This window comes from Mesorhizobium sp. B2-4-7 (assembly GCF_006442685.1).
Lineage (GTDB): Bacteria > Pseudomonadota > Alphaproteobacteria > Rhizobiales > Rhizobiaceae > Mesorhizobium.
This window is the reverse complement of record NZ_VFVH01000001.1, coordinates 37,800-58,278: the sequence shown is the minus strand read 5'-3', so window position 1 is coordinate 58,278 and position 20,479 is coordinate 37,800. Positions and strand designations below refer to the sequence as shown.

The window sequence follows — 20,479 nt, the reverse complement described above, 5'->3', positions numbered from 1 at the left end:
ACTTGCGCTGGGCCGCAAAACCGGTAAACCAGCTTGCTTGCCGATGCAACAAGGCCAATTCAACAAACGGTCCCCGGAGACCATCCCCATGTTCCAGCGCCTTTTTGGTCGCGAACGCCACGCCAACCGCGCCATCACCGACGCGCTTTACGCACAAATCGTGGCGGCCGCGCGGCAGACCGTATTTTATTCCCACTGGAATGTGCCGGACACGCCGCTTGGGCGTTTCGAGATGCTGTCGCTGCACATGTTCCTGGTCCAGCACCGGCTGCGTGGGGAAGACGGCGTGGCGCAGGAGATCGCGCAGGTGCTGATCGACGAGTTTTTCCTCGACGTCGACCATTCGCTGCGGGAACTCGGCATTGGCGATGTCGGAGTGCCCAAGCGCATGAAAAAGCTGGCGAAGATGTTTTATGGCCGCACCGCCGCCTATGACGACGCATTGGAGCGCAATGATCATGATGGGCTCACCGCCGCCCTTGCACGCAATGTCCGGCCCGACGCCGCGGCCTGGGCGGAAGCGTCACGACTGTCCGACTATGTCGCCGATGCCCGCAACCGGCTGGCCACGCAGCCGTGCCGGGCGATCGTCTCCGGCACGGTGACCTTTCCGCTCGCCCAGGAGGCAGATCGATGAAGCACGCCGATCCGCAAAGTCCGGTATCGTTTTTTGCCAACGTCGCCCGCCTGCCGCAGAAGGGCGTGCCGGTGGTCATCGAGGCCGACGCCACCCAGCGCGCGACACTCGCCGAAGAGCACAGCTTGCTCTCGGTCGAAGCCTACCGTGCCGAATTCCTGGTGACGCCGTGGAAACGCAATGGCGTGAAGGTCAGCGGCCGGGTCGAGGCCGACATCACCCAGGCCTGTATCGTCACGCTCGATCCGGTCGGGGCGCATATCGACGAATCATTCGAGGCTCTGTTCCTGCCCGAGGATTCCAAGCTTGGACGACAGGGATTCGAAGGCGGCGGCGAGATCCTGCTCGACGCGGATGGACCTGACAGTCCCGAAACTTTTTCAGGCGACACGATCGATGTCGGGGCACTCGCCGAGCAGTTCTTCGGACTGGCCATCGATCCTTATCCGCGCAAGCCGGGTGCGTCGCTTGATGCCGGCCGCGAGGCCGAACCGGTGGAGAATGAATTTCAGCAGAAACTGCGGTCGCTGTTGGGAAAATCCTGAAAACCTCACCCGCGACGGAAAAGTCGGTTGTGCGAATGTCCAAAACCGCTATTTTCGCCGAACCTTCGCGATCACTAAAACGATCCGCCGCCTAAGCAAAACCGTGAGATGAATACCGCGTGATCAGGATTTCCATCGATGCCATGGGCGGCGATCACGGACCAGCCGTGGTCATTCCGGCGCTCATGACGGTCGCGACCCGCCGTCCCGACGTCCGCTTCGTCATCTACGGGCGGGAGGAGGCCGTACGACCCGAACTGGCCAAATTTCCCAAGCTGGCCGGTGTGAGCGAATTCTTCCACTGCGAGGTGGCCGTCAGGATGGACGACAAGCCGAGCCAGGCGCTGCGCCATGGCCGCTGGAAATCGTCGATGTGGAAGGCTGTCGAGGCGGTCAAGTCGGGTACGGCGGACGCGTGCGTCTCGGCCGGCAACACCGGCGCGCTGATGGCGATGTCGAAATTCTGCCTGCGCACCATGGCCACCATCGACCGCCCGGCGATCGCGGCACTTTGGCCGACGCTGCGCGGCGAAAGCGTGGTCCTCGACGTCGGCGCCACCATTGGCGCGGATGCGCACCAGCTCATCGATTTTGCCATCCTTGGAACCGGCATGGCCCGATCGGTCTTCGGCGTCTCGCGGCCCAGTGTCGGCCTACTCAATGTCGGCGTCGAGGAGATCAAGGGCCAGGAAGAGGTCAAGGAGGCTGGGCGCATGCTGCGTGAAGCCAATATGGCCTCGATGAACTATCACGGTTTCGTCGAGGGCGACGATATCGGCAAGGGCGTGGTCGACGTCGTCGTCACCGAAGGCTTCGCCGGCAACATCGCCCTGAAGACGGCGGAAGGCACGGTGCGCCAGATTGGCGGCTACCTGCGGGCGGCGATGAGCCGTACGCTGATGGCCAGGATCGGCTATATCTTCGCCAAGGGCGCGTTCGATCGCCTGCGCGAAAAGATGGATGTCGGCCGCTCCAATGGCGGCGTGTTCCTGGGGCTGAACGGCATTGTGGTGAAAAGCCACGGCGGCGCCGATTCGGATGGTTTCGCCGCCGCCATCGAACTCGGCTACGATATGGTGCGCAACAATCTGCTCGACCGCATCGAGGCCGACCTGGACTTGTTCCATGCGCGCAATCCGCATGCCCAGACATCTAGGAAATCCGACGTCGTCAGCGACGCAAAGGAATAGGAAAGAACTTTGATCAGATCAGTCGTGCGCGGCATGGGCGCCGCGCTGCCCCGCCGCATCATGAAGAATGCCGACTTTGAAGGCATGGTCGAAACCTCGGACGAGTGGATCGCCCAGCGCACCGGCATCCGCCAGCGCCATATCGCGGCCGACGACGAGACCACCGCTTCGCTGGGTGAGGCGGCGGCGCGCGCAGCGCTCGCCGATGCCGGCCTGACACCCGGAGACATCGACCTGATCGTGCTGGCGACCTCGACACCCAACAATACTTTTCCGGCCACGGCCGTCGAAATCCAGAACCGGCTCGGCATGCATCACGGCTTTGCCTTCGACCTGCAGGCGGTATGCTCGGGCTTCGTCTATGCGGTAACCACGGCCGACCTCTATATTCGCGGCGGCTTGGCCAAGCGCGTGCTGGTGATCGGCTCGGAAACCTTTTCGCGCATCCTCGACTGGACCGATCGCTCGACCTGCGTACTGTTCGGCGACGGCGCCGGCGCCCTGGTTCTTGAAGCCGGCGAAGGGGGCGGCAGTATTGCCGACCGCGGCGTGCTGGCGATGAGCCTGCGCTCCGACGGCGCGCACAAGGACAAGCTCTTTGTCGACGGCGGGCCTTCGACGACGGGAACGGTCGGCTACCTCAGGATGGAAGGCCGCGAGGTCTTCAAACATGCGGTAGGCATGATCACCGACGTCATCGAGGCGACGTTTTCGCAGGCCGGCATCACCGCCGACGACCTCGACTGGTTCGTGCCGCATCAGGCCAATAAACGGATCATTGACGCTTCCGCCAGGAAGCTCGGGATAGCTGAGGAAAAGGTGGTGGTGACGGTCAATCTGCACGGTAACACCTCGGCTGCTTCCGTGCCGCTGGCGCTTTCCGTGGCTGTTGCCGATGGCCGCATCAAAAAGGGCGACCTTGTGCTTCTGGAAGCGATGGGCGGCGGCTTCACCTGGGGCGCGGTTCTGCTTCGCTGGTAAGTGCCGAACGGTCCGGTTCGGTCCTTGACCTTGCCGGATCAATTACTTAGGCTCTGCCGCTGTTGTGTCGATTTTATGTTTGAGCTGATGGGACGGTCGCATGGGGGGAAAGACACTTACGCGCGCCGACCTTGCCGAAGCCGTTTACCGCAAGGTAGGTTTGTCGCGCACTGAATCGGCGGAACTTGTCGAGGCGGTGCTGGACGAGATCTGCGAGGCGATCGTCCGTGGCGAGACGGTGAAACTGTCGTCTTTCGCGACGTTCCACGTCCGCTCCAAGAACGAGCGCATCGGGCGCAATCCCAAGACCGGCGAAGAGGTGCCGATCCTGCCGCGTCGGGTGATGACCTTCAAGTCGTCGAACGTGCTGAAGAACCGCATCTTGCGCTCCCACCAGAGCGGCAAGGCGAAGGGCGGCAAGTAGGCTCGCTGCAAATGCACGGTTGAAAACAGGCCTTGCGATGATGCCGGGCTTGAATATTGCCTCACAAACCGCTGAAATGAGACCCGATTCGGCAACATGGCCGGATTGGTGTTCCGCGTGATCGTTACGCGCAGCCGGAATGAGCTCCCCTCCTGTCGAGGGAATCCCGTTCGAACGCCGGTTCCCATGTCCCGGGATCATGCTCCAGTGTGAGGATTTCGCCCATGGACAAGAGCCCTGACGCCTTTCGCACCATCAGTGAGGTCGCCGAAGACCTCGATCTGCCGCAGCACGTGCTGCGCTTCTGGGAAACGCGTTTCAACCAGATCAAGCCGATGAAACGCGGCGGCGGCCGCCGCTACTACCGGCCGCAGGATGTAGAACTGATCAAGGGCATTCGCCATATGCTCTACGACCAGGGCTACACCATCAAGGGCGTGCAGAAGCTGTTGCGCGAAAACGGCAACCATTTCCTGGTTGCCATCGGCAATGGCGATATGGCCGCCGTCGAGGCGATCTCGCAACGAAAGCAGGCCGACCAGGTGCCGTTGACGGCGGCAGCGCAACCGCGCGGCGGAGATGACGAACTGGTTGGCCAGCCGAGGGTCAAGCCCAGCCGCCGTTTCTTCGGTCTTGGCAAGAGCGACGAGGAAGGCCCGGTCCAGCCGGACGCTTCGAAACTGTCGCGGGACAATCGCGCGCTGTTGCAGGAAGCTTTGTTCGACCTCCTCGAATGCAAGCGCCTCCTCGACCAAGTGCGCTGACGGGCAACCGGCCGGCGCCTGAAGAACGGGAACCCGCCTTTGGGTGATGCGTTACGTTTTCTTGAGCAAGACAAGGCTTGAGCAGACAAGGAAACGCATCATGGCATTATTCTCGACCCTCTCGGACGTCGATCTCGACAGGCGGGTCGCTGCACTCTCCAGGGAATTGGCGGCCCTGAAGAAGGCTGCGTCCAGGCGGGGCGGCGCCTATTACGAAGACGGTCGCGACGCGGCGCTTGACACGTATTCCGACCTTGCGGAACGTCTGCACGATGCGTTGCCGGCGATCCGCGAGCGGGGCAGGGCGATCGAGAAATCCGCCCGCGAGCATCCGGCGGCGGCCGCAGCGATCGGCTTTGTGGTGCTTGGTCTGGTCGCCAGTCTGCTGTTCAGCCGGCGCTGACCTTTATTTTATTCCTCGGTTCCGCTGGATCGGTGCGCGGGAGATTCATGTTGCCCGAAAGTGCACCCGGTTTAGGACAGCGGCGCCTGTGGGTGCCACGAAAAAAGGGCCATAGCCCCAGCTTGTCGGTCTGCACCACGAACAGGGGTTTTTTCGTCAGAGCAGGCGCTCGTTGTAGCGCTGCGAGATCGCGCTGATACGGCGCGTATCCGGAGGAAACCAGGAGAAGACCGGCTTCGAACAAGAAGCCAAAGCCGGTCTTCTCATTGGCAGTCGGTTAAGCTCAGGCCTTCTTGCCCATGACCTTGTGGTGGTGGTGATGATGGTAGTGGTGGCTGCGATGGTGCTTGCGATGATGACGATGATGCTTATGCATCGGCGCCGCATCAGCGCTGGTCGCGCCGAGGATTGGCATGGTGAATGCAAGTGCAACTGCAAGCCCGAGGGCCGAGAGGAGGGACTTCTTCATGGATATCTTCCTTTGTTCGCAGGCAATCTGAATCAGGCCAACAGCCTGTTCGCCGCGAGCGGGATTACGCTCCCGATTTTTTTCGTCAGTATTTCCCGAATATAGAATTTTGTTTCTGGAATGTGTCTGGCGGCGCAGCCTGTGGGCTCCGCCGACAGGCTGAGCCCACAGCGCCGATGAGCGGGAGAAATTTCGGTACGGGGCCGCAGACGCAACCGGCTTACATGGGCGGGACCACGCCATTGTTGCCGACCACGACGCGGTTGGCACTCAGCGTGCCGTCGGCGCCGCGCGTCGCGGTGACCACGACGGGCGCGCCGGGCTTGAGATCGCCCGGCGTGGCCGGCGCGAAGGTGACGACCGGCGTCTTGTCGGGGATTGAGATCTTCTTTGTCTGGCCGTTGTCATAGGTCAGCGTCACCGCGCGGCCATTCACGTCGGTCACGTCGGCGACGGTGCCGTTGGTCATGCGGCTGTTGGGCTTGAGGTCCCAGGCGCGGTCGCCTTCGCCCGTGCCTTTCAAGGCTGCGGGAAACACCACGACCTCGAGCGCGCCGCTGCCGCCATCGGCTTTCGACACGGATGCTATGCCGAGGAAATCGCCGAGCTTGATGTCCTTTACCGACGCGCCCGCGACGCCCGATATCTTCCATCCGGCAGCGAGCTTGATCTTATCCATGCCACCCTGGCGGTTTTTCACCGTCAGCTGGGATTGGTCGGAACTGGCCACGACGCCGCGCACCCGCACCGTGTCTGCCGCCGGCGCGCTGGTTGCAGCAAGGCCAAGGCTGGAAAGCGTGCCGAGCACGATCATGATTGTCCGCAATTTCATCGCATCGATCCTTTCAGGAAAATGACAGCCGCGCCGGCAACGTCTTGGGTTTCGCGCCGGCGCAATTGAACTAACGAACGGGGTCGTAAAAATCATCGAGGGACGAGGTGATCAGGTGTTCAAAAGAACTTGATCGAGAGCGGTTGCGAGCGGCGTCCGCCAGGCATGGTTCACGATGCTGTGACGGCCAGTTTGTGACTTGGCAAATCACCCGCAAGCGGGCATGTTCTCGCCGTCTCAGGCAACACCATTTTCATCAAACTCTTTCAGCCAACGGAGTTGCCAATGCCATACAGTGCAAAGCGCGAACCCCTCCCGGAACTGGTTGCCAGCGAAGCCGGGCAAGGCCATAGCGCCCTCAGAACGATTCGGGAAACCAAGGGATACAGTGTCGAGGAGCTTTCCCTGACAACCGGTCTGTCGGTCGACGAAATCGAGGATATCGAGAACGGCAGGACGGCCGATCCGTCGCAACTGCGCCGTATTGCGTCGGCGCTTCGGCTTCCTCAGGAGGCGCTGCTCGGCACGGCCGTGCAGGCGCGGGCCGCGCAAGACCGCCCCGCGCTGTAGCGCCAGTGCCATGCATGTTCGAAAACCCGCCGGGGACCTTGGCGGGTTTTCTGTTTGCCGTGACTGAAGGCTTCGGCACGTGTTTATGGACGCGCCGGCCTAGCTTGCTGCTTCGTCATTTCGATCCGCGGGGTTTCGATGAGCTTGGAATCCGTTCGTGCCTTCTTTGCCAGCAAGGCGCCTGACATCGACGTGATCGTGACTGACGCGAGTTCGGCAACCGTAGCATTGGCTGCGCAGGCGCACGGCGTGTTGCCGGCACAGATCGCAAAGACGATCTGCCTTCGCGTCGGCGAACGCACCATGCTGGTCGTGACCAGCGGCACCGCCAGGCTGGACAATCGCAAGTTCAAGGATCGGTTCGGCAGCAAGCCGCGCATGCTGGAGGCCGCTGAGGTTATCGAGGCAACCAGCCATCCGGTCGGCGGTGTCTGCCCGTTCGGCCTGCCGGCGCCGCTGCCGGTCTATTGCGACGTGTCGCTGCGCGGTTTCGAAGAGGTGGTGCCCGCCGCCGGCGCCACCAACGCGGCGGTGCGCATCGCACCGCAACGCATGGCTGATCTCACCGGCGCCGAATGGGTCGATGTGTGCCAGGGGTAGATGGCGATAGATGAGACGGACTTTGGGGGTAAGTCCTTGTTTAAAATGGTCGGAGTGGCCGGATTCGAACCGACGACCCCTTGACCCCCAGTCAAGTGCGCTACCGGGCTGCGCTACACTCCGGACCGGTCGCGATGTATCGTGATAACCCCGCTCGGGTCAACCGAAATTCGGCGCTTGTCGCGCTGGTGTGAATGCGATGGCTGTTGAGCCCGGCATCGCCAGCCGTAATTGCCGCTGATGACGGTGTTCCAGCGCGATCGCGCCCCAGACCAATCCGAGCAGCAGATAGACGTGGCGCCAATGGTCGATGTCGATGAAGGTGCCGAGCCCGACATTGCCGATGAAGGCGACATAGGCGCACAGGAGATAGGGCTGCCATGGCCGGTCGCGCAGCAGGATGCGGAATCCGGCACATATCGTCCAGAGGACAAGCGTCAGGAACGATACGAAGCCGAGCCAGCCATAATCCATCAGCATCTTCAGCCAGATGTCGTGGGTGTCCTCGCCGAAGATGGTGCCGAACACCAGAGGCCCGATGCCGAACGGGTGCTCCATCGCCATTTGGAAGCCGATTGCATAGCGGGCGAAGCGGCCGAGGCGGGCGGTGTCGTAGCTCTGTTCGAGATGGGCACGGTTGGAGAACATTTCCGCCACGCCCGGCAGCTGCAGGATGACGATCATGGCGATCGTCAGCAGCGACAATGCCGCGATGGTCATCACCACCACGCGCAGCCGGAACATGCCGCTGTTGCTCTGCAGGAACAGGCAGCCGGTAAGCAGAACGGCAGAGACGGCAAACATGCCCCAGGCGCCGCGCGAGAAGGAGAAGAAGATGCCTGATGTGATGATGAGCAGCGGCACCGCCAGCAGCGGCATGCGCGAGACCGGCCCGGTCAGCAGCAGATAGAGCAGATAGATGCCGGGCAGAACCAGGAACGGCCCGAACACGTTCGGGTCCTGGAAGGCGCCTGCGGCGCGGTCGTATTTGGTGAACATCTCCGCGCCCGGGAAGGCATGGAAATACCCTGCTATGCCGAGCAGCGAAGTCATCACCGCGGATACGACATAGGCAATGAAGATCAGCCGGTAGAGGCTCGGCTGCGTGGCGGTGACCGATGCGAAGAAGACCGCGCTGAAGGCGAGAAACAGCGACACTGCAAGGTAGAGCGGCGTGTTGGCGAGGTCTGACATCTGCGTCATGGCGATCATGCCGCCAATATTCATCGTCACCAGAAGCACCAGCAGCGGCGCGGCCGCGCGCGAAATCCTCAAACCGAAAAGCGCCCAGATGGCGATCAGGCCGGCCATGTAGATTTCGTAAGGAGCCGGCTCGCTGATAACGAAGCCGGAAAGCAGGATGCCGAGCCCGACCGCGCCCGAGGAAATCAGTGCGATCAGCTTGGCATTGACCGCCGCGCGCGGCAGGTCATGGGTGACCGCGCTCAATAGGCGTTTTCCGTGTTGAGCAGCCGGATCGGCGTCAGGAACAGGATCCGCAGGTCGAACAGCATCGACCAGTTCTCGATATAATAGAGGTCGTATTCCGTCCGCATGCGGATCTTCTCGTTGGTGTCCATCTCGCCGCGCCAGCCATTGATCTGCGCCCAGCCGGTGACGCCGGGCTTGACCTTGTGGCGCGCGAAATAGCCGTCGACCACTTCGTTGTAGAGCAGGTTGTGCGACTGCGCGGCAATCGCGTGCGGCCGCGGGCCGACCAGCGACAGCGAACCCAAGAGCGAATTGAAGAACTGCGGCAGCTCGTCGATCGAGGTCTTGCGGATGAAGCGGCCGACGCGGGTGACGCGCGGGTCGTTCTTGGTGACCGTCTGTCTGGCGGTCGGGTCCGACCGGTCGGCATACATCGAGCGGAATTTGTAGACTTCGATCACCTCATTGTTGAAACCATGCCGCTTCTGGCGAAACAGCACCGGTCCCTTGCTGTCGAGCTTGATGGCGATAGCGGTCGCCAGCATCACCGGTGAGAACACGACGATGCCGATCAGGCTGAAAACGATGTCGAAGGCGCGCTTGGCCACCGAATCCCAGTCGTTGATCGGCTTGTCGAAGATGTCGAGCATCGGCACCGAGCCGATGTAGGAATAGGCGCGTGGACGAAACTGCAGCGCGTTCGAATGCGCCGACAGCCGGATGTCGACCGGCAGCACCCACAGTTTCTTCAGCAATTGCAGCACGCGCGATTCGGCGGTCAGCGGCAGCGACACGATCAGCATGTCGATGCGGGCGATGCGGGCGAATTCGATCAGCTCCGAGATTGTGCCGAGCTTGGGATAGCCGGCGACGATAGGCGGCGAGCGTTTGTCGCTGCGATCGTCGAAAATGCCGCAAATGCGGATGTCGTTGTAGGGCTGCCTCTCGACCGAGCGGATCAGGACCTCCGCTGCCTTGCCGCCGCCGACGATGACGGCGCGCCGCTCCATGTGGCCGTCGCGCGCCCAGCGCCGGATCAGCTTCGACATCACCAGCCGCAGGCCGAAGATGAGAATGAAACCGACGGCGAACCAGGTGCCGAACAGCAATCGTGAATAGTTTTCAGATATCTTCATCACGAATGCCGTCAGCGCCATGAGGGCGAACGTGCCGGCCCAGACCAGCAGCAAACGTCCAAAATTGGCGATCGGCCGCATGAGCGAGACGATCTGGTAGCAATCGGTGACGTCGAGCAGCACCACTGCAAGGAACGACGCGGCGGCGATCGTCAGCGGATATTGCCAGGCGAAATAGTTGAAGAAGCCGACAAAGTAGAAATAGACGCCGAGGCCGGAAAGGAACAGCACTGCGAACTCGACCATCCGCAGGACGCCGCTGACCATGATCGGCGACATCGTATCGCGCCGGTATTGCGAGGCGACCTGACGGGCGACATCATTCATGCCGCCCGGCATGCCGCCATCGGTCGGGGTGTCGAGTTTGCGCACAGCCTCTGCCGAAAAGCGGTGCACGGGATCGATCTCGTTCATGGGATTTCCGCAAGCTTCCCCCAGGCAATAGCAAAAGAGAGCTAAGAAACCCTTGAAACAACGCGTGGCTTTGGAAGGGCTTGGGCCGGTGGTTTATTTGGCCAGCGCCGCGAAATACGCTTTCTCGATCTCGGCAGCCATGACATCGGCTCCGAAGCGTGCCTCCAGATCGGCGCGATCGGGCATCAGTTTTCGATAGGCGGCGGGATCGGCCAGCGCTTCGGCGATCTTGTCGGCAAGCTGCAACGGATCAGGTCTGATCAGGGCAGGGGAATCGGCGCCGAAGATCTCCGGTATGCCGCCAACGGCCGTGGCGATCATCGGTTTTCCCGCCGCCAGCGTCTCGAGCACGACATACGGCAATGCTTCGGCGCGCGAAGGAACGACGACCAGCGCGCCCAGCGCAAAGGCATCCCTGGCCGGCATCGGCGGCAGGAAACGCACATTGCCGTCAAGCCCGAGCCGCCTCACTTGCGCGCGGTACCGAGGCAGGTTGTCGCCGTCGCCCACCATGACCGCGCCCAGCGGGCGTCCGAGCCGTGTCCCCGCAAGGGCCAGCGCGTCGATGAAGATGTCGGGTCCCTTGAGGTCACGCATCATGCCGATGTAGAGCAGGTCCACCATTCCGGGCTTCTCCGGAACGGGGTCGAACTCAGCCGCGCGCAGGCCATTGTAGACCAGCGCGTTCGGAATGGGCGCCTCGCCGACCTTCCTGCGATAGGTGCGTCGCTCATAGTCCGAGACGAACAGCAGACAGTCGGTGAAGTGAGCCATGGATCGCTCGAGCGCGAAGAACAGCTTTCCCGTGAACGTGCTCTCGTCATAGTGGAGAGAACCGCCATGCGGCGAATAAAGGCGGGCTACGCGAGACCTTGATACCCGCAACAGTGAGCCGAACAGACGGGCATAGGCGCCACCCTTGGCGCCGTGCCCGTGCAGCACGTCCGGCCGCAATTCCTTGATGATTCCGTAGGTGCGCGAGGCCGAGGCGAGATCGCCCAGTCCGACATGGCGCTGCATCGGCGTGCGATGGATGCCGAGCGCCAGCATGGCCTTCATCCGCTTGAACAGGCGCTCCTCGTATTCCCCGCCTGTGGTCGAATCGCACACGATGCCGACCGAATGGCCGGCGGCGACCTGAGCTTCCGCGAGGTCCCGCACATGCCGAAAGATCCCGCCGACAGGTGAACGAAAGCAATGGACGATCCTGAGTTTGTCCGCCACGTGTGTTCGTCAGAACAGACGTTCACGCACATAGACAGTATCTCCGGGCAGCAGCGGGTCTGACGTGACAACCCGGCCGGTCATCACCTTGCCGTTGATATCTCGGGTGATGTCGACGCTTTCCTGGTTGGCGCGCGGCGTGAAGCCGCCGGCAATGGCGACGGCTTTCTGAACGGTGAGGCCGGGCACATAGGAATACTGGCCGGCGGCGCCCACTTCGCCCATGACGAAGATAGGCCTGTAGCGGTCGATCTCGACGGAAACATCGGGATCGCGCAGATAGCCTTGGCGCAGTTTGTCGGCGATTTCCTTTTCCATCTGCTGGGCGGTGTGGCCGCGGGCCGGCACGGCGCCGACCAGCGGGAAGGAGAGATATCCGGACTGGTCGACACTATAGGTGTTGGTCAGCCCGTCCTGCTCGAACACGGTGACGCGGACGCGGTCACCGGCGCCCAGGCGATAGGGTTGATCGAGCACCTCGTGGAAGGCGGCCGGCGTCGGCCGGTAGCTGGAGCAGCCAGCAAGCATCGACACGGCAAGCAGCGCGCGAAAGAGGGAAGCAGTGCTTTTCATGACAGGACACATACCTTCGACTGGCCGCTGCGGCGTCGCAGCAAACATCTGAGAGCGCGTCCGTTATCGTCCTGTTAGGGTTAATGGCCGGTAAAGGGCGCGATCGATACGGCATCGATCGGCAGGAGTTTTATAACTTTGACGGTTTTGCTTGGCGCCTGCCAGTAAGTCCTGACGGAAGCTTCCTGTGATCTTAACGGCTGAGTTACCATAGTTGTTTACGGTGCATGCGATCCGTATCGGAGTAGGATGCATGTCCGTTCAGTCCACGGCCGCAGACGTTGACGTCGATCTCAGGCAGCTCTTCGCCAGCCTGGCGAGGAACTGGCTGCGAATATTGGTCGTCTCCCTGGTGGTCACCGGGTTGGCGTTTGCGCTCGCTTCGCTGGCAACCAAGCACTACAAGGCCCAGACGCAGGTTCAGATCGATACGCGTGAATCCGTCTACACGCGCCCCGCCGGCAGCAATGACAGCGACAAGCCGATCCTCGATGAGCAAGGCGTCGCCACCCAGGTCCAGATCATTTCGTCCAACGAAATCCTGAAGCGGGTGGCGCAGAAGCTTGATCTGTCGCGATTGCACGAATTCGACGAAACTGTCGATATGTCGCCTCTCAGCCGCCTGCTGATCCTGGTGGGGTTGAAGAACGATCCCATGGATATTCCGGTCGACGAACGCGTCCTGAAGAAGATGCGCGAGAAGCTCAACGTCTATGGCGTCGAAAAGACGCGTATCATCGCCATCGAGTTCTCCTCGGAAGATCCCAAGCTCGCGGCTGCTATCCCCGATGCCATTGCCGCCGCCTACATTGCCGGGCAGGGCGCGGCCAAGCTCGAATCCAACACCGCCGCGGCGGACTTCCTGGCTCCCGAGATCGCCGATCTGCAGAAGCAGGTCAGGGATGCCGAGGCCAAGGTCGCCGCCTATCGCGCCCAGTCGGACCTTCTGGTGGGCGGCAACAATTCTGTGCTCGCCACCCAACAACTGGCCGAACTGTCGACCGAATTGTCGCGGGTGCGGGCCAACCGCGCCGCCGCCGAGGGCACCGCCGACAGCGTGCGCAAGGCGCTGCAGAATGGCGGCTCGCTGGATTCGCTGCCCGAGGTGCTGTCATCCGATCTGATCCAGCGCTTGCGCGAACGGCAGGTCGAACTGCGCGCCAACATCGCCGACCTGTCGACGACGCTGCTCGACAATCATCCGCGCATTCGCGCGGCAAAATCACAGCTGGCCGATCTCGACGCGCAGATCCGCAGCGAAGCTCAGAAGGTGATGAAGGGGCTGGCCATGCAGGCCGATGCCGCCAAGTCACGTGAGAGCCAGCTCGTCGCCGACGTCAACACGCTGAAGGCGGCTTCCGCGGAGGCAGGCGAACAGCAGGTCGGTCTCGATGCGCTGCAGCGTGACGCTGCCGCCAAGCGCCAGCAGCTCGAACTTTACCTGACCAACTACCGCGAGGCGGCTTCGCGCCAGGATCGCAATTACGTGCCGGTCGACGCGCGTGTCATCTCGAAGGCCGTAGTGCCTTCCGAGGCCTACTTCCCCAAGATCGGGCCGATCGTCGGTGCTGCTTTTGCCGCCTCGCTTTTGCTCATGTCGGTGTTCACGCTGCTGCGCGAACTCTTTTCCGGCCGCGCCATGCGCCCGGCCAGCGGCGCTCGCTTCGAGCCGATCGACGAGGTGGCGATGCCGGTCGCGGCCAGGGAAACGACGATCATTCCAGAGTCCGGGCCTGAGCACCACGCTGAGAAAGCGGTGGAACCGGAGATGATGGTGGAACCGGATCTGCCCTCGCCGGCGGAATCTGCCATAGAGGTCGAACCCGCCGCCGGCGCACCGGTCGCCGAAACCGTCCCTGTTGCCGAGGCCGTCCCGGTCGCCAAAACCAGGCCGCGTTCGGTGCTGGGGGAGATCGACGTTGAAAAAGCGGCGGAAAAGCTGATCGCAAGCGGCGCCGCGCGCGCCATCTTCGTGTCGCCCGAAGGCGACGAGGCGGCCGCGTCCGCGATCCTGGTGGCGCGTGAGGTCTCCGACGCCGGCCTGCGCGTGCTGCTGCTCGACCTCACGGCTTCCGGCGCCGCCTCGCGACCGATGCTCGACAGCGGACTGTTCCCGGGCATCACCAATCTGCTCGCGTCGCAGGCGCAGTTCAGCGAAGTCATCCACCCCGACCTCTATTCCGACTGCCATGTCATTCCTGTCGGCACCGCCGATCCGGTTCGCGCCATGCGCGCCGCCGACCGGCTGCCGATCATCATGCAATCGCTGACCACCGCCTATGACCTGGTGGTGGTCGAATGCGGTCCCGCCGACGCCCAAGGCATCAGCCGTCTGGGTGGCGATGCGACCGAGGTGTTCCTCTCCATGCTGGAGCCGGATGATGAGGTGACGCAGGCCGCCGTCAAGCTTATCGAGAATGGCTATCCGGAGTTGACGCTGGTGACCCCGCTCGGCCACGAACCGCCGGGCACCCCGGTGCCGGGAAGGCGCTCGGCGGCTTGAGTCCGATGAGCGGCGCTTGTGGTCATCACGTTGGAAGGTGGGCGGGTTAGCTACCGTCCTCGGCGGGCGCCGGCGCCTGGCCAGCGGCCTTGCGACGCAGCAGCTTGGTCAGCTTCCAGATCGTCGGACTGTTCTTGACGACGGCTTTCAGCCTGGCGCTTTGCCGCAGCCCCAGCGCCAGTGCCCGGCCTTTCGACGTCAGCGGAACCAGCACCTCGAAGTGCTGCGTTTCGATATCGCACCATAAACGCTTGTACGGCTCGTCGCCGACCGAGAAATCATAGACGTCGAAACCCGCCTCGCAGGCTTCCTGGATATTGTCGAAGAACAGGAAGTCGCCGGGGCTGGTGTGGGCGAGGTCATCCTCGGCGATCGCGCCGAACTCGCAGATCAGCCGTTTGCCCGAGCGGCTCGATCCGGTCACGGCGCGAAGCTTGCCGGCGACCTCGAGCCCGTGCAGCACGAAGGAGGGCTTATCCTCGGCAAGCGCCTCGGTGAACAGAGCACGGAAGAACGCGCGCACTTGATTGTCGCCGAAGACGTTGGCGATGCCCATCCTGCGGAAGCGGGATTCCTTCATCTCGAAAAAGCCGTCGAGCAGCCGGCCGACCTCGTCCACGGTCCGCGCCTCGATGCGCCGATGGCTGCCGATGGCCTCGAACTTGCGCGTCTGCGAGCGGTGCTTCTTGCGTTTGCGCTTTCCGTTTGCCCGAGAGAGCAGTGCATCGAAACCGCCGACCAGGTCGACGGCGAGCGACAGGTTCGGGCTGTCGAAATAATCGAACGAGGCGAGTGGGTTGGCTACGCCATCGAGGTCGGGCAGCAGGCGTTCGAAGGCGACGAGATCGATGTCGGGGCGAGCCTCGGCTATGGCCGCCAGGGTCGAACGAATAGCCGCACTGTCCGCCCTGGCAAGCCATTGCGGGTCGGCGGCGACGAAATTGCCATTGGCGTGGCGGCCGCCCATGAAGCGGGCAACACGGAATGGCCCATGGCCGACGACCTCCAGCGCCAGTGCGAAAACCGGTCTGCCTTCGCAATTCAGCATCGCCACGACCGGGTCCGGCTCGACCTGCGCGGCCCAGTTGCGGATCCAAACCGCGCTCTGCGCCGGCGCGAACACGGCGGAGCGGCAGAACGCGGCATAGGCCGCGAGCCCATCGGCGGAAGCGGTGGAAACCGACAGCCCAGCCGGCTCTATCGGCGGCACACTGGGCGGGGCTTCGATTGCCGCCAGGCGATTGCCGTCAAATGACGCGGCCGCGTCAACCATACCTCAATCCTTAGGGCGTATTGCTGCCGATTTGGGGGCGCTCAGGCGTATCCGTGCTTGGTTCAGCCTAGGCGCAAAAGGTGAAGGAATGATCGACGGCGGGGAGGCAATCCGAAAGCTGGCGCTCAACGTCGCCCGCTATACCGGCCTCGCACCGCTGGCCAAACCGCTGGTCGGCGGTATTGGCGCCATCCTCATGCTGCACCGCGTTACGGCAAAGCCCGAAAAGCCCGACAGCGTCAACCGTCATCTCAACATTGCGCCCGGCTTCCTCGACGCCATGATCGCCGGCCTGAAGGCGGATGGCTACGCCTTCGTCTCGATGGACGAGGCGGTGGAGCGTATCGCGGCGCGCGGCAAGGGCGGCCAGTTCGCCGCCATCACCGCCGACGACGCCTATCGCGACAACATGACCGAGGCCTTGCCGGTGCTGGAAAAGCACGGCGCGCCGATCACCATCTATGTGGCTCCGGGGCTTATCAACGGCACTGCGGATCTGTGGTGGGACGTGGTCGAGGATCTCGTCAACGCGGGCGATCGCCTGACCCTGACGACGTCCGAAGGGAAAACGACGATCGACTGCACCAGCCCGGCCAAAAAGCTCCAGGCCATCGCACGGCTGCACACCTATCTCACCAGCGAGGTTCGCGAGGAGGACCTGCGCGCCGTGCTGCGCGAACTGGCGCATGCGAACGGCGTCGACGCCGGCCGGCCGCGCGTCGACACGCTGATGACTTGGTCGGAGATCCGCGCGATCGCAGCGCATCCGCTCGTAACGATCGGTGCTCATACGATCAATCACAGCAATCTGAAGCGGCTTTCAGAAGCCGACGCGCGGCACGAAATCGTCGGGGTGAAGTCCATCCTGCGAGCCGAGCTGGGCGAGGAGCCGCGCCATTTCGCCTATCCCTACGGCTATGCCAGCGCCGTCGGCTGCCGCGAAGTGGGCTTTGTCCGCGATGCCGGCTACACCTCGGCCGTGACCACCCGTCATGGCGTGCTGCGCGCCGAACACGCCGGCTTCCTGCACGCATTGCCGCGCATCTCGGTCAACGGCCGTTATCAGAACCTCGCCCACATCCGCACCATGCTGTCTGGCGTGACGACGCCGCTCGCCAACGCCGGAAGGATGGTGGTCACCATCTGAGGCCGGCCGGCAACGGTTCAGCGCTTGGGCCGAGGCTCCAGCATCAGCCATTTGATGATGCCCATGGCCGGCAGCACCCAGAGCAGGCCGCTTAGCAGGAAGAACAGGAAATGCGTCCACGGGCCCGCCTCGGACAGCCGGGCGACCGCGAAGATCGATGCGACCAGCGCGTAGATGATGACAAGCGCCACCAGCAGGAACATTCCGATCAGCTTTTTCAGGCGCACGGGCATGGTTGGCCTCCTGGAGCCGGGGTAAAGTGCGGCCCAGCTCAATGTGTCGGCTTCGCCATAGGCCTTGACGCGAAGCTGTGCAACCCGACAGACGCGGCGCGACGGCGTGCCGCGCCGCCCGGTCTTGCATGCGGGAGTGCGATGGTCCACCAATCCGCGACTTCAACCTGCCGGGATAAATCCATGGCCGCCATTACTGCCGCGCCTTACGAGGCGCGTGACCGCGATCTGCACAACCGCGCGCTGGTGCGCGGCTGGCTCTACGTGGTGCTTCTGGTGCTGTTCGCGCTGGTGCTGGTCGGCGGCGCCACAAGGCTCACCGAGTCCGGCCTGTCGATCACCGAGTGGCAGCCGATCCACGGCGTCATCCCGCCGCTCAACGACGCCGAATGGCAAGAGGAATTCCAGCGTTATCAGCAGATCCCGCAATATGCCGAGCTCAACAAGGGCATGAGCATCGAGGCATTCAAGTCGATCTTCTGGTGGGAGTGGGCGCATCGGCTCCTGGCGCGCAGCGTCGGCCTGGTCTTTGCCTTGCCGCTGCTGTTCTTCTGGGCGGCGCGCCGCATCGAGCGCGGACTGGGGCCGAAGCTGGTCGGCATCCTGCTTCTCGGCGGTCTGCAAGGCGCCATCGGCTGGTGGATGGTTGCCTCGGGTCTGGTCGACCGCGTCTCGGTCAGCCAGTACCGGCTCGCCACCCATCTGACGCTTGCCGCCCTGATCTTCACGGCGACCATGGTCGTCGCGCGCGGCCTGGCGCCGCATTCGGAACCTGCGGCCGATCGTTCGACCCAGAAACTGGCTGGTTTCATAGTGCTTCTGGCGCTGATCCAGATCTATCTCGGCGGTCTGGTCGCCGGGCTCCACGCTGGCCTGAGCTACAACACCTGGCCGCTGATGGACGGCAAGATCATTCCCGGCGATCTGCTGATCCTGGAGCCGGCATGGCGCAATTTCTTCGAAAGCCCCAAGACGGTGCAGTTCGTGCACCGGATCGGCGCCTACACGGTGTTCGTCGTCGCCCTGTGGCACATGATCGCCACGCGTCGCCGTCTGCCCGGTTCAACGCATGCTCGTCGCGCGACGCTGTTGTTTGCCCTGGTGCTGGTGCAGGCCTCCGTCGGCATCGGCACGCTGTTGATGCATGTGCCGCTGCACATGGCGCTGATCCACCAGGGATTCGCGTTGATCGTGCTGGGGTTCGCCGCCGCGCATTGGCGCGGCACCAAGGGCGCATATCCCTTGCCCCACGAGATCGCCCTCGGACGCTGAGTCTCTCCGGTCACATCCAGAACGTTCGACTGCGCCATCGTCTTGTCGCCGTCGAATTCCGCCTGACGCAAGGCGGCACGGATCAGAAGCCGAGCCGTACCGTTCGGATCGCTGCTGCGACCGACAGTTCGCGGTTCTCCTCGATCGCGTTGTCGTCCTCATGGTGCCAGGAAGCCGACAGGCAGCCATAGGCGATGGCGTGATCCAGTATTGCCGCCGGCGTCTGGCTCAGCGTTCGCGCAAAGACTTCAGCCATCCCGGCAATCCGTGGGGGATCGAGACAAAGGTCGTCGCGATCAAGAGGATTGTAGAACATGTTCGCGGCATCGAATCCCGGGTCGCCGAGAACGCTCTTCGGATCTATCGCCAGCCAGCCGCGTGCTCCGTGCATGATGTTGTCGTGATGGAGGTCGCCATGCAGCGGCCTGACATCATGCGGACCACCCAGCAGCCGGTCGGCGATTTCCGCCGCTTCGACATAAAGGCTGTTCCGGCCAACGACACGGTCGGCCTCCGCTTTCTTGAACAGGCTGGAAAATCGTTCCCGAAGCGGCTGCAGGTCGGGCGGAGCGGGGTGATCCGATGGCGAAAACAGCTTTGCCATCACCTCCGCCGCGATTTCCGTGGCGGCCAAATCTCCCTGCTCGGCAAGAACATGCGACAGCATGGTCTCCCCGGCATATTCGAGCAACATGGAATGCCCGTCGCGGCCCAGCAGCCGCACGGCGCCTTCGCCGCGCCGCCAGGCAAGGAAATGCTCGCCGCGCAACTCGTCTGCGACGTCATCGAATGGCTTCAGCGCCTTGACGATCGCCGGCGAGCCGTCCTCGCGCCGCACCTTCCAGATGCGGCTCGAAAAGGTCTCGGCGATGAGCTCGGGCGCGCTGATCTTCCAACGGTCCGGAAATGCCGGTGCCGCCATCAGAGGCCGAGCATCAGGTCCATGTTCTGTACGGCAGCCCCCGATGCCCCTTTGCCGAGATTGTCGTAAACGGCGAGCAGCAGGGCCTGCGCGCGCTTGTCATTGGCAAAGACGTAGAGCTTCATTCGGTTGGTGCCATTGTAGATTTCCGGATCGATCTCCGGAATGCGCTCCACATGCGCATAGGGCGCCACTTCGACCACGCCGCCCTTGATGGCGGCGAAATGGTCGGCGATGGCTGCATGGAGTTCCGCACCGGTCGGCACATGGTCGAGGCCACCGAGCTGCAGCGGCACCACCGTGATCATGCCTTGCGCGAAATTGCCCACCGCTGGCTGCATGATCGGATCGTGCGACAGTTTCGCATAGGCCCTGAGCTCCGGCACGTGCTTGTGCTGGAGGGTGAGCCCGTAGGGCAGGAATTCAGAGGCGTCCTCGCCCTTGGCGACATAGTCCTCGATCATCGGGCGGCCGCCGCCCGAATAACCCGAGATGCCGTTGACTGTGACCGGGAAATCCGCAGGCAGCAGGCCGGCGGCGACCAGCGGCCGCAGCGTCGCGATCGGTCCCTGCGGCCAGCAGCCGGGATTGGCGACGCGTTTCGCCGCCCCGATCTTCTTCGCCTGCTCCTTGTCCATCTCGGCAAAGCCATATTCCCAGCCTTGCGCTACGCGATGCGCGGTCGAAGCATCGATGACCCTGGTGGTCTCGTTGGAGATCAGCGACACGCTCTCCTTCGCCGCATCGTCCGGCAGGCACAGGATCGCAACGTCGGCGGCATTGAGGAATTCGGCTCGCGCCGCCGTTTCCTTGCGGCGCTCGGCGGGAATTGAAATGATCTCCAGGTCGCCGCGCTCGGCAAGCAGCGCCCGGATCTGGAGGCCGGTGGTGCCGTGCTCGCCGTCGATGAAGATTCTCGGTTTCATTGGCTGATCA

General features: G+C 63.1%; 22 protein-coding genes and 1 tRNA gene. 12 read left to right on the top strand and 11 right to left on the bottom strand.

Features of this window, described 5'->3' with window-relative positions; genetic code table 11:
- Positions 1–88: 88 nt before the first annotated feature.
- The 7 genes from FJ946_RS00310 (at position 89) to FJ946_RS00280 (ending at position 4,944) form a co-directional block, all read left to right on the top strand.
- On the top strand, positions 89–637 hold the full coding sequence (locus tag FJ946_RS00310; RefSeq protein WP_140494013.1) for a ubiquinol-cytochrome C chaperone family protein: 549 nt from the start codon (positions 89–91) through the stop codon (positions 635–637).
- Positions 634–1,182, top strand: coding sequence for a DUF177 domain-containing protein (locus FJ946_RS00305; protein ID WP_140565209.1), 549 nt, complete (start codon positions 634–636; stop codon positions 1,180–1,182). The genes FJ946_RS00310 and FJ946_RS00305 overlap by 4 nt, the downstream gene beginning before the upstream one ends.
- A gap of 119 nt (positions 1,183–1,301) precedes the next feature.
- Positions 1,302–2,372, top strand: a complete 1,071-nt coding sequence (gene plsX / locus FJ946_RS00300; protein WP_140494009.1) for a phosphate acyltransferase PlsX — start codon at positions 1,302–1,304, stop codon at positions 2,370–2,372.
- A 9-nt stretch (positions 2,373–2,381) separates the two neighbouring features.
- Complete coding sequence (locus FJ946_RS00295; protein WP_140494008.1) at positions 2,382–3,353, top strand: beta-ketoacyl-ACP synthase III; 972 nt, start codon at positions 2,382–2,384, stop codon at positions 3,351–3,353.
- A gap of 100 nt (positions 3,354–3,453) precedes the next feature.
- Positions 3,454–3,777: an integration host factor subunit alpha gene (locus FJ946_RS00290; RefSeq protein ID WP_140494007.1), complete on the top strand. Its 324-nt coding sequence runs from the start codon at positions 3,454–3,456 to the stop codon at positions 3,775–3,777.
- Positions 3,778–4,001: 224 nt separating this feature from the next.
- Positions 4,002–4,541: a MerR family transcriptional regulator gene (locus tag FJ946_RS00285; protein ID WP_140494005.1), complete on the top strand. Its 540-nt coding sequence runs from the start codon at positions 4,002–4,004 to the stop codon at positions 4,539–4,541.
- 100 nt (positions 4,542–4,641) lie between these two features.
- On the top strand, positions 4,642–4,944 hold the full coding sequence (locus FJ946_RS00280) for a hypothetical protein (RefSeq protein WP_140494003.1): 303 nt from the start codon (positions 4,642–4,644) through the stop codon (positions 4,942–4,944).
- 283 nt (positions 4,945–5,227) lie between these two features.
- Here FJ946_RS00280 and FJ946_RS00275 read toward each other — a convergent pair whose 3' ends face one another.
- Both FJ946_RS00275 and FJ946_RS00270 read right to left on the bottom strand, forming a co-directional pair.
- Positions 5,228–5,413, bottom strand: coding sequence for a hypothetical protein (locus tag FJ946_RS00275; protein WP_140494001.1), 186 nt, complete (start codon positions 5,411–5,413; stop codon positions 5,228–5,230).
- A gap of 220 nt (positions 5,414–5,633) precedes the next feature.
- Complete coding sequence (locus FJ946_RS00270; protein WP_140583720.1) at positions 5,634–6,245, bottom strand: hypothetical protein; 612 nt, start codon at positions 6,243–6,245, stop codon at positions 5,634–5,636.
- A gap of 285 nt (positions 6,246–6,530) precedes the next feature.
- Between FJ946_RS00270 and FJ946_RS00265 the strand changes: the two genes are divergently transcribed.
- On the top strand, positions 6,531–6,815 hold the full coding sequence (locus FJ946_RS00265) for a helix-turn-helix transcriptional regulator (RefSeq protein WP_140521799.1): 285 nt from the start codon (positions 6,531–6,533) through the stop codon (positions 6,813–6,815).
- A 138-nt stretch (positions 6,816–6,953) separates the two neighbouring features.
- Positions 6,954–7,415, top strand: coding sequence for a YbaK/EbsC family protein (locus FJ946_RS00260; RefSeq protein WP_140521801.1), 462 nt, complete (start codon positions 6,954–6,956; stop codon positions 7,413–7,415).
- A gap of 46 nt (positions 7,416–7,461) precedes the next feature.
- Here the strand turns inward: FJ946_RS00260 and FJ946_RS00255 are convergent.
- The 5 genes from FJ946_RS00255 to FJ946_RS00235 form a co-directional block, all read right to left on the bottom strand.
- Positions 7,462–7,538 (bottom strand) — tRNA-Pro (locus FJ946_RS00255).
- A gap of 36 nt (positions 7,539–7,574) precedes the next feature.
- Positions 7,575–8,864, bottom strand: a complete 1,290-nt coding sequence (locus FJ946_RS00250) for an O-antigen ligase family protein (protein ID WP_140565212.1) — start codon at positions 8,862–8,864, stop codon at positions 7,575–7,577.
- Complete coding sequence (locus FJ946_RS00245) at positions 8,861–10,396, bottom strand: undecaprenyl-phosphate glucose phosphotransferase (RefSeq protein WP_140493986.1); 1,536 nt, start codon at positions 10,394–10,396, stop codon at positions 8,861–8,863. The genes FJ946_RS00250 and FJ946_RS00245 overlap by 4 nt, the downstream gene beginning before the upstream one ends.
- A gap of 93 nt (positions 10,397–10,489) precedes the next feature.
- Positions 10,490–11,620 (bottom strand): glycosyltransferase family 4 protein, encoded by a 1,131-nt coding sequence (locus FJ946_RS00240; protein ID WP_140565215.1) that lies wholly within the window; start codon positions 11,618–11,620, stop codon positions 10,490–10,492.
- A 9-nt stretch (positions 11,621–11,629) separates the two neighbouring features.
- A complete protein-coding gene (locus tag FJ946_RS00235; protein ID WP_140493982.1) occupies positions 11,630–12,193 on the bottom strand; it encodes a polysaccharide biosynthesis/export family protein in 564 nt (187 codons plus the stop codon).
- Positions 12,194–12,446: 253 nt separating this feature from the next.
- On the opposite strand from FJ946_RS00235, the gene FJ946_RS00230 reads away from it, so the two are divergent.
- Complete coding sequence (locus FJ946_RS00230; protein WP_140565218.1) at positions 12,447–14,696, top strand: exopolysaccharide transport family protein; 2,250 nt, start codon at positions 12,447–12,449, stop codon at positions 14,694–14,696.
- A 46-nt stretch (positions 14,697–14,742) separates the two neighbouring features.
- Here the strand turns inward: FJ946_RS00230 and FJ946_RS00225 are convergent, their stop codons facing one another.
- Positions 14,743–15,969, bottom strand: a complete 1,227-nt coding sequence (locus tag FJ946_RS00225) for a GNAT family N-acetyltransferase (RefSeq protein WP_140493978.1) — start codon at positions 15,967–15,969, stop codon at positions 14,743–14,745.
- Positions 15,970–16,057: 88 nt separating this feature from the next.
- Here FJ946_RS00225 and FJ946_RS00220 point away from each other — a divergent pair, with 88 nt between their 5' ends.
- Positions 16,058–17,116, top strand: a complete 1,059-nt coding sequence (locus FJ946_RS00220; protein ID WP_140565221.1) for a polysaccharide deacetylase family protein — start codon at positions 16,058–16,060, stop codon at positions 17,114–17,116.
- Positions 17,117–17,133: 17 nt separating this feature from the next.
- Here FJ946_RS00220 and FJ946_RS00215 read toward each other — a convergent pair whose 3' ends face one another.
- The gene (locus FJ946_RS00215; protein ID WP_140522178.1) at positions 17,134–17,349 is read right to left on the bottom strand and encodes a DUF2842 domain-containing protein; all 216 of its coding nucleotides are present in this window, start codon (positions 17,347–17,349) and stop codon (positions 17,134–17,136) included.
- Between the two features lie 183 nt (positions 17,350–17,532).
- On the opposite strand from FJ946_RS00215, the gene FJ946_RS00210 reads away from it, so the two are divergent.
- Positions 17,533–18,621 carry a COX15/CtaA family protein gene (locus FJ946_RS00210; RefSeq protein WP_140565223.1) on the top strand — a complete coding sequence of 363 codons (1,089 nt, stop codon included), beginning with the start codon at positions 17,533–17,535 and terminating at the stop codon, positions 18,619–18,621.
- An 82-nt stretch (positions 18,622–18,703) separates the two neighbouring features.
- On the opposite strand, the gene FJ946_RS00205 is transcribed toward FJ946_RS00210, so the two are convergent.
- Positions 18,704–19,546, bottom strand: a complete 843-nt coding sequence (locus tag FJ946_RS00205; protein WP_210240087.1) for an aminoglycoside phosphotransferase family protein — start codon at positions 19,544–19,546, stop codon at positions 18,704–18,706.
- Positions 19,543–20,469: an N-acetyl-gamma-glutamyl-phosphate reductase gene (gene argC, locus FJ946_RS00200; protein ID WP_140565229.1), complete on the bottom strand. Its 927-nt coding sequence runs from the start codon at positions 20,467–20,469 to the stop codon at positions 19,543–19,545. The genes FJ946_RS00205 and argC overlap by 4 nt, the downstream gene beginning before the upstream one ends.
- Between the last annotated feature and the right edge of the window lie 10 nt (positions 20,470–20,479).

Coding starts and splice junctions, on each gene's coding strand:
- FJ946_RS00310 (WP_140494013.1), top strand. CDS start 89: ATGTTCCAGCGCCTTTTTGGTCGCGAACGCCACGCCAACCGCGCCATC.
- FJ946_RS00305 (WP_140565209.1), top strand. CDS start 634: ATGAAGCACGCCGATCCGCAAAGTCCGGTATCGTTTTTTGCCAACGTC.
- FJ946_RS00290 (WP_140494007.1), top strand. CDS start 3,454: ATGGGGGGAAAGACACTTACGCGCGCCGACCTTGCCGAAGCCGTTTAC.
- FJ946_RS00285 (WP_140494005.1), top strand. CDS start 4,002: ATGGACAAGAGCCCTGACGCCTTTCGCACCATCAGTGAGGTCGCCGAA.
- FJ946_RS00280 (WP_140494003.1), top strand. CDS start 4,642: ATGGCATTATTCTCGACCCTCTCGGACGTCGATCTCGACAGGCGGGTC.
- FJ946_RS00275 (WP_140494001.1), bottom strand. CDS start 5,413: ATGAAGAAGTCCCTCCTCTCGGCCCTCGGGCTTGCAGTTGCACTTGCA.
- FJ946_RS00270 (WP_140583720.1), bottom strand. CDS start 6,245: ATGAAATTGCGGACAATCATGATCGTGCTCGGCACGCTTTCCAGCCTT.
- FJ946_RS00265 (WP_140521799.1), top strand. CDS start 6,531: ATGCCATACAGTGCAAAGCGCGAACCCCTCCCGGAACTGGTTGCCAGC.
- FJ946_RS00260 (WP_140521801.1), top strand. CDS start 6,954: ATGAGCTTGGAATCCGTTCGTGCCTTCTTTGCCAGCAAGGCGCCTGAC.
- FJ946_RS00245 (WP_140493986.1), bottom strand. CDS start 10,396: ATGAACGAGATCGATCCCGTGCACCGCTTTTCGGCAGAGGCTGTGCGC.
- FJ946_RS00235 (WP_140493982.1), bottom strand. CDS start 12,193: ATGAAAAGCACTGCTTCCCTCTTTCGCGCGCTGCTTGCCGTGTCGATG.
- FJ946_RS00230 (WP_140565218.1), top strand. CDS start 12,447: ATGTCCGTTCAGTCCACGGCCGCAGACGTTGACGTCGATCTCAGGCAG.
- FJ946_RS00225 (WP_140493978.1), bottom strand. CDS start 15,969: ATGGTTGACGCGGCCGCGTCATTTGACGGCAATCGCCTGGCGGCAATC.
- FJ946_RS00220 (WP_140565221.1), top strand. CDS start 16,058: ATGATCGACGGCGGGGAGGCAATCCGAAAGCTGGCGCTCAACGTCGCC.
- FJ946_RS00215 (WP_140522178.1), bottom strand. CDS start 17,349: ATGCCCGTGCGCCTGAAAAAGCTGATCGGAATGTTCCTGCTGGTGGCG.
- FJ946_RS00210 (WP_140565223.1), top strand. CDS start 17,533: ATGGCCGCCATTACTGCCGCGCCTTACGAGGCGCGTGACCGCGATCTG.
- argC (WP_140565229.1), bottom strand. CDS start 20,469: ATGAAACCGAGAATCTTCATCGACGGCGAGCACGGCACCACCGGCCTC.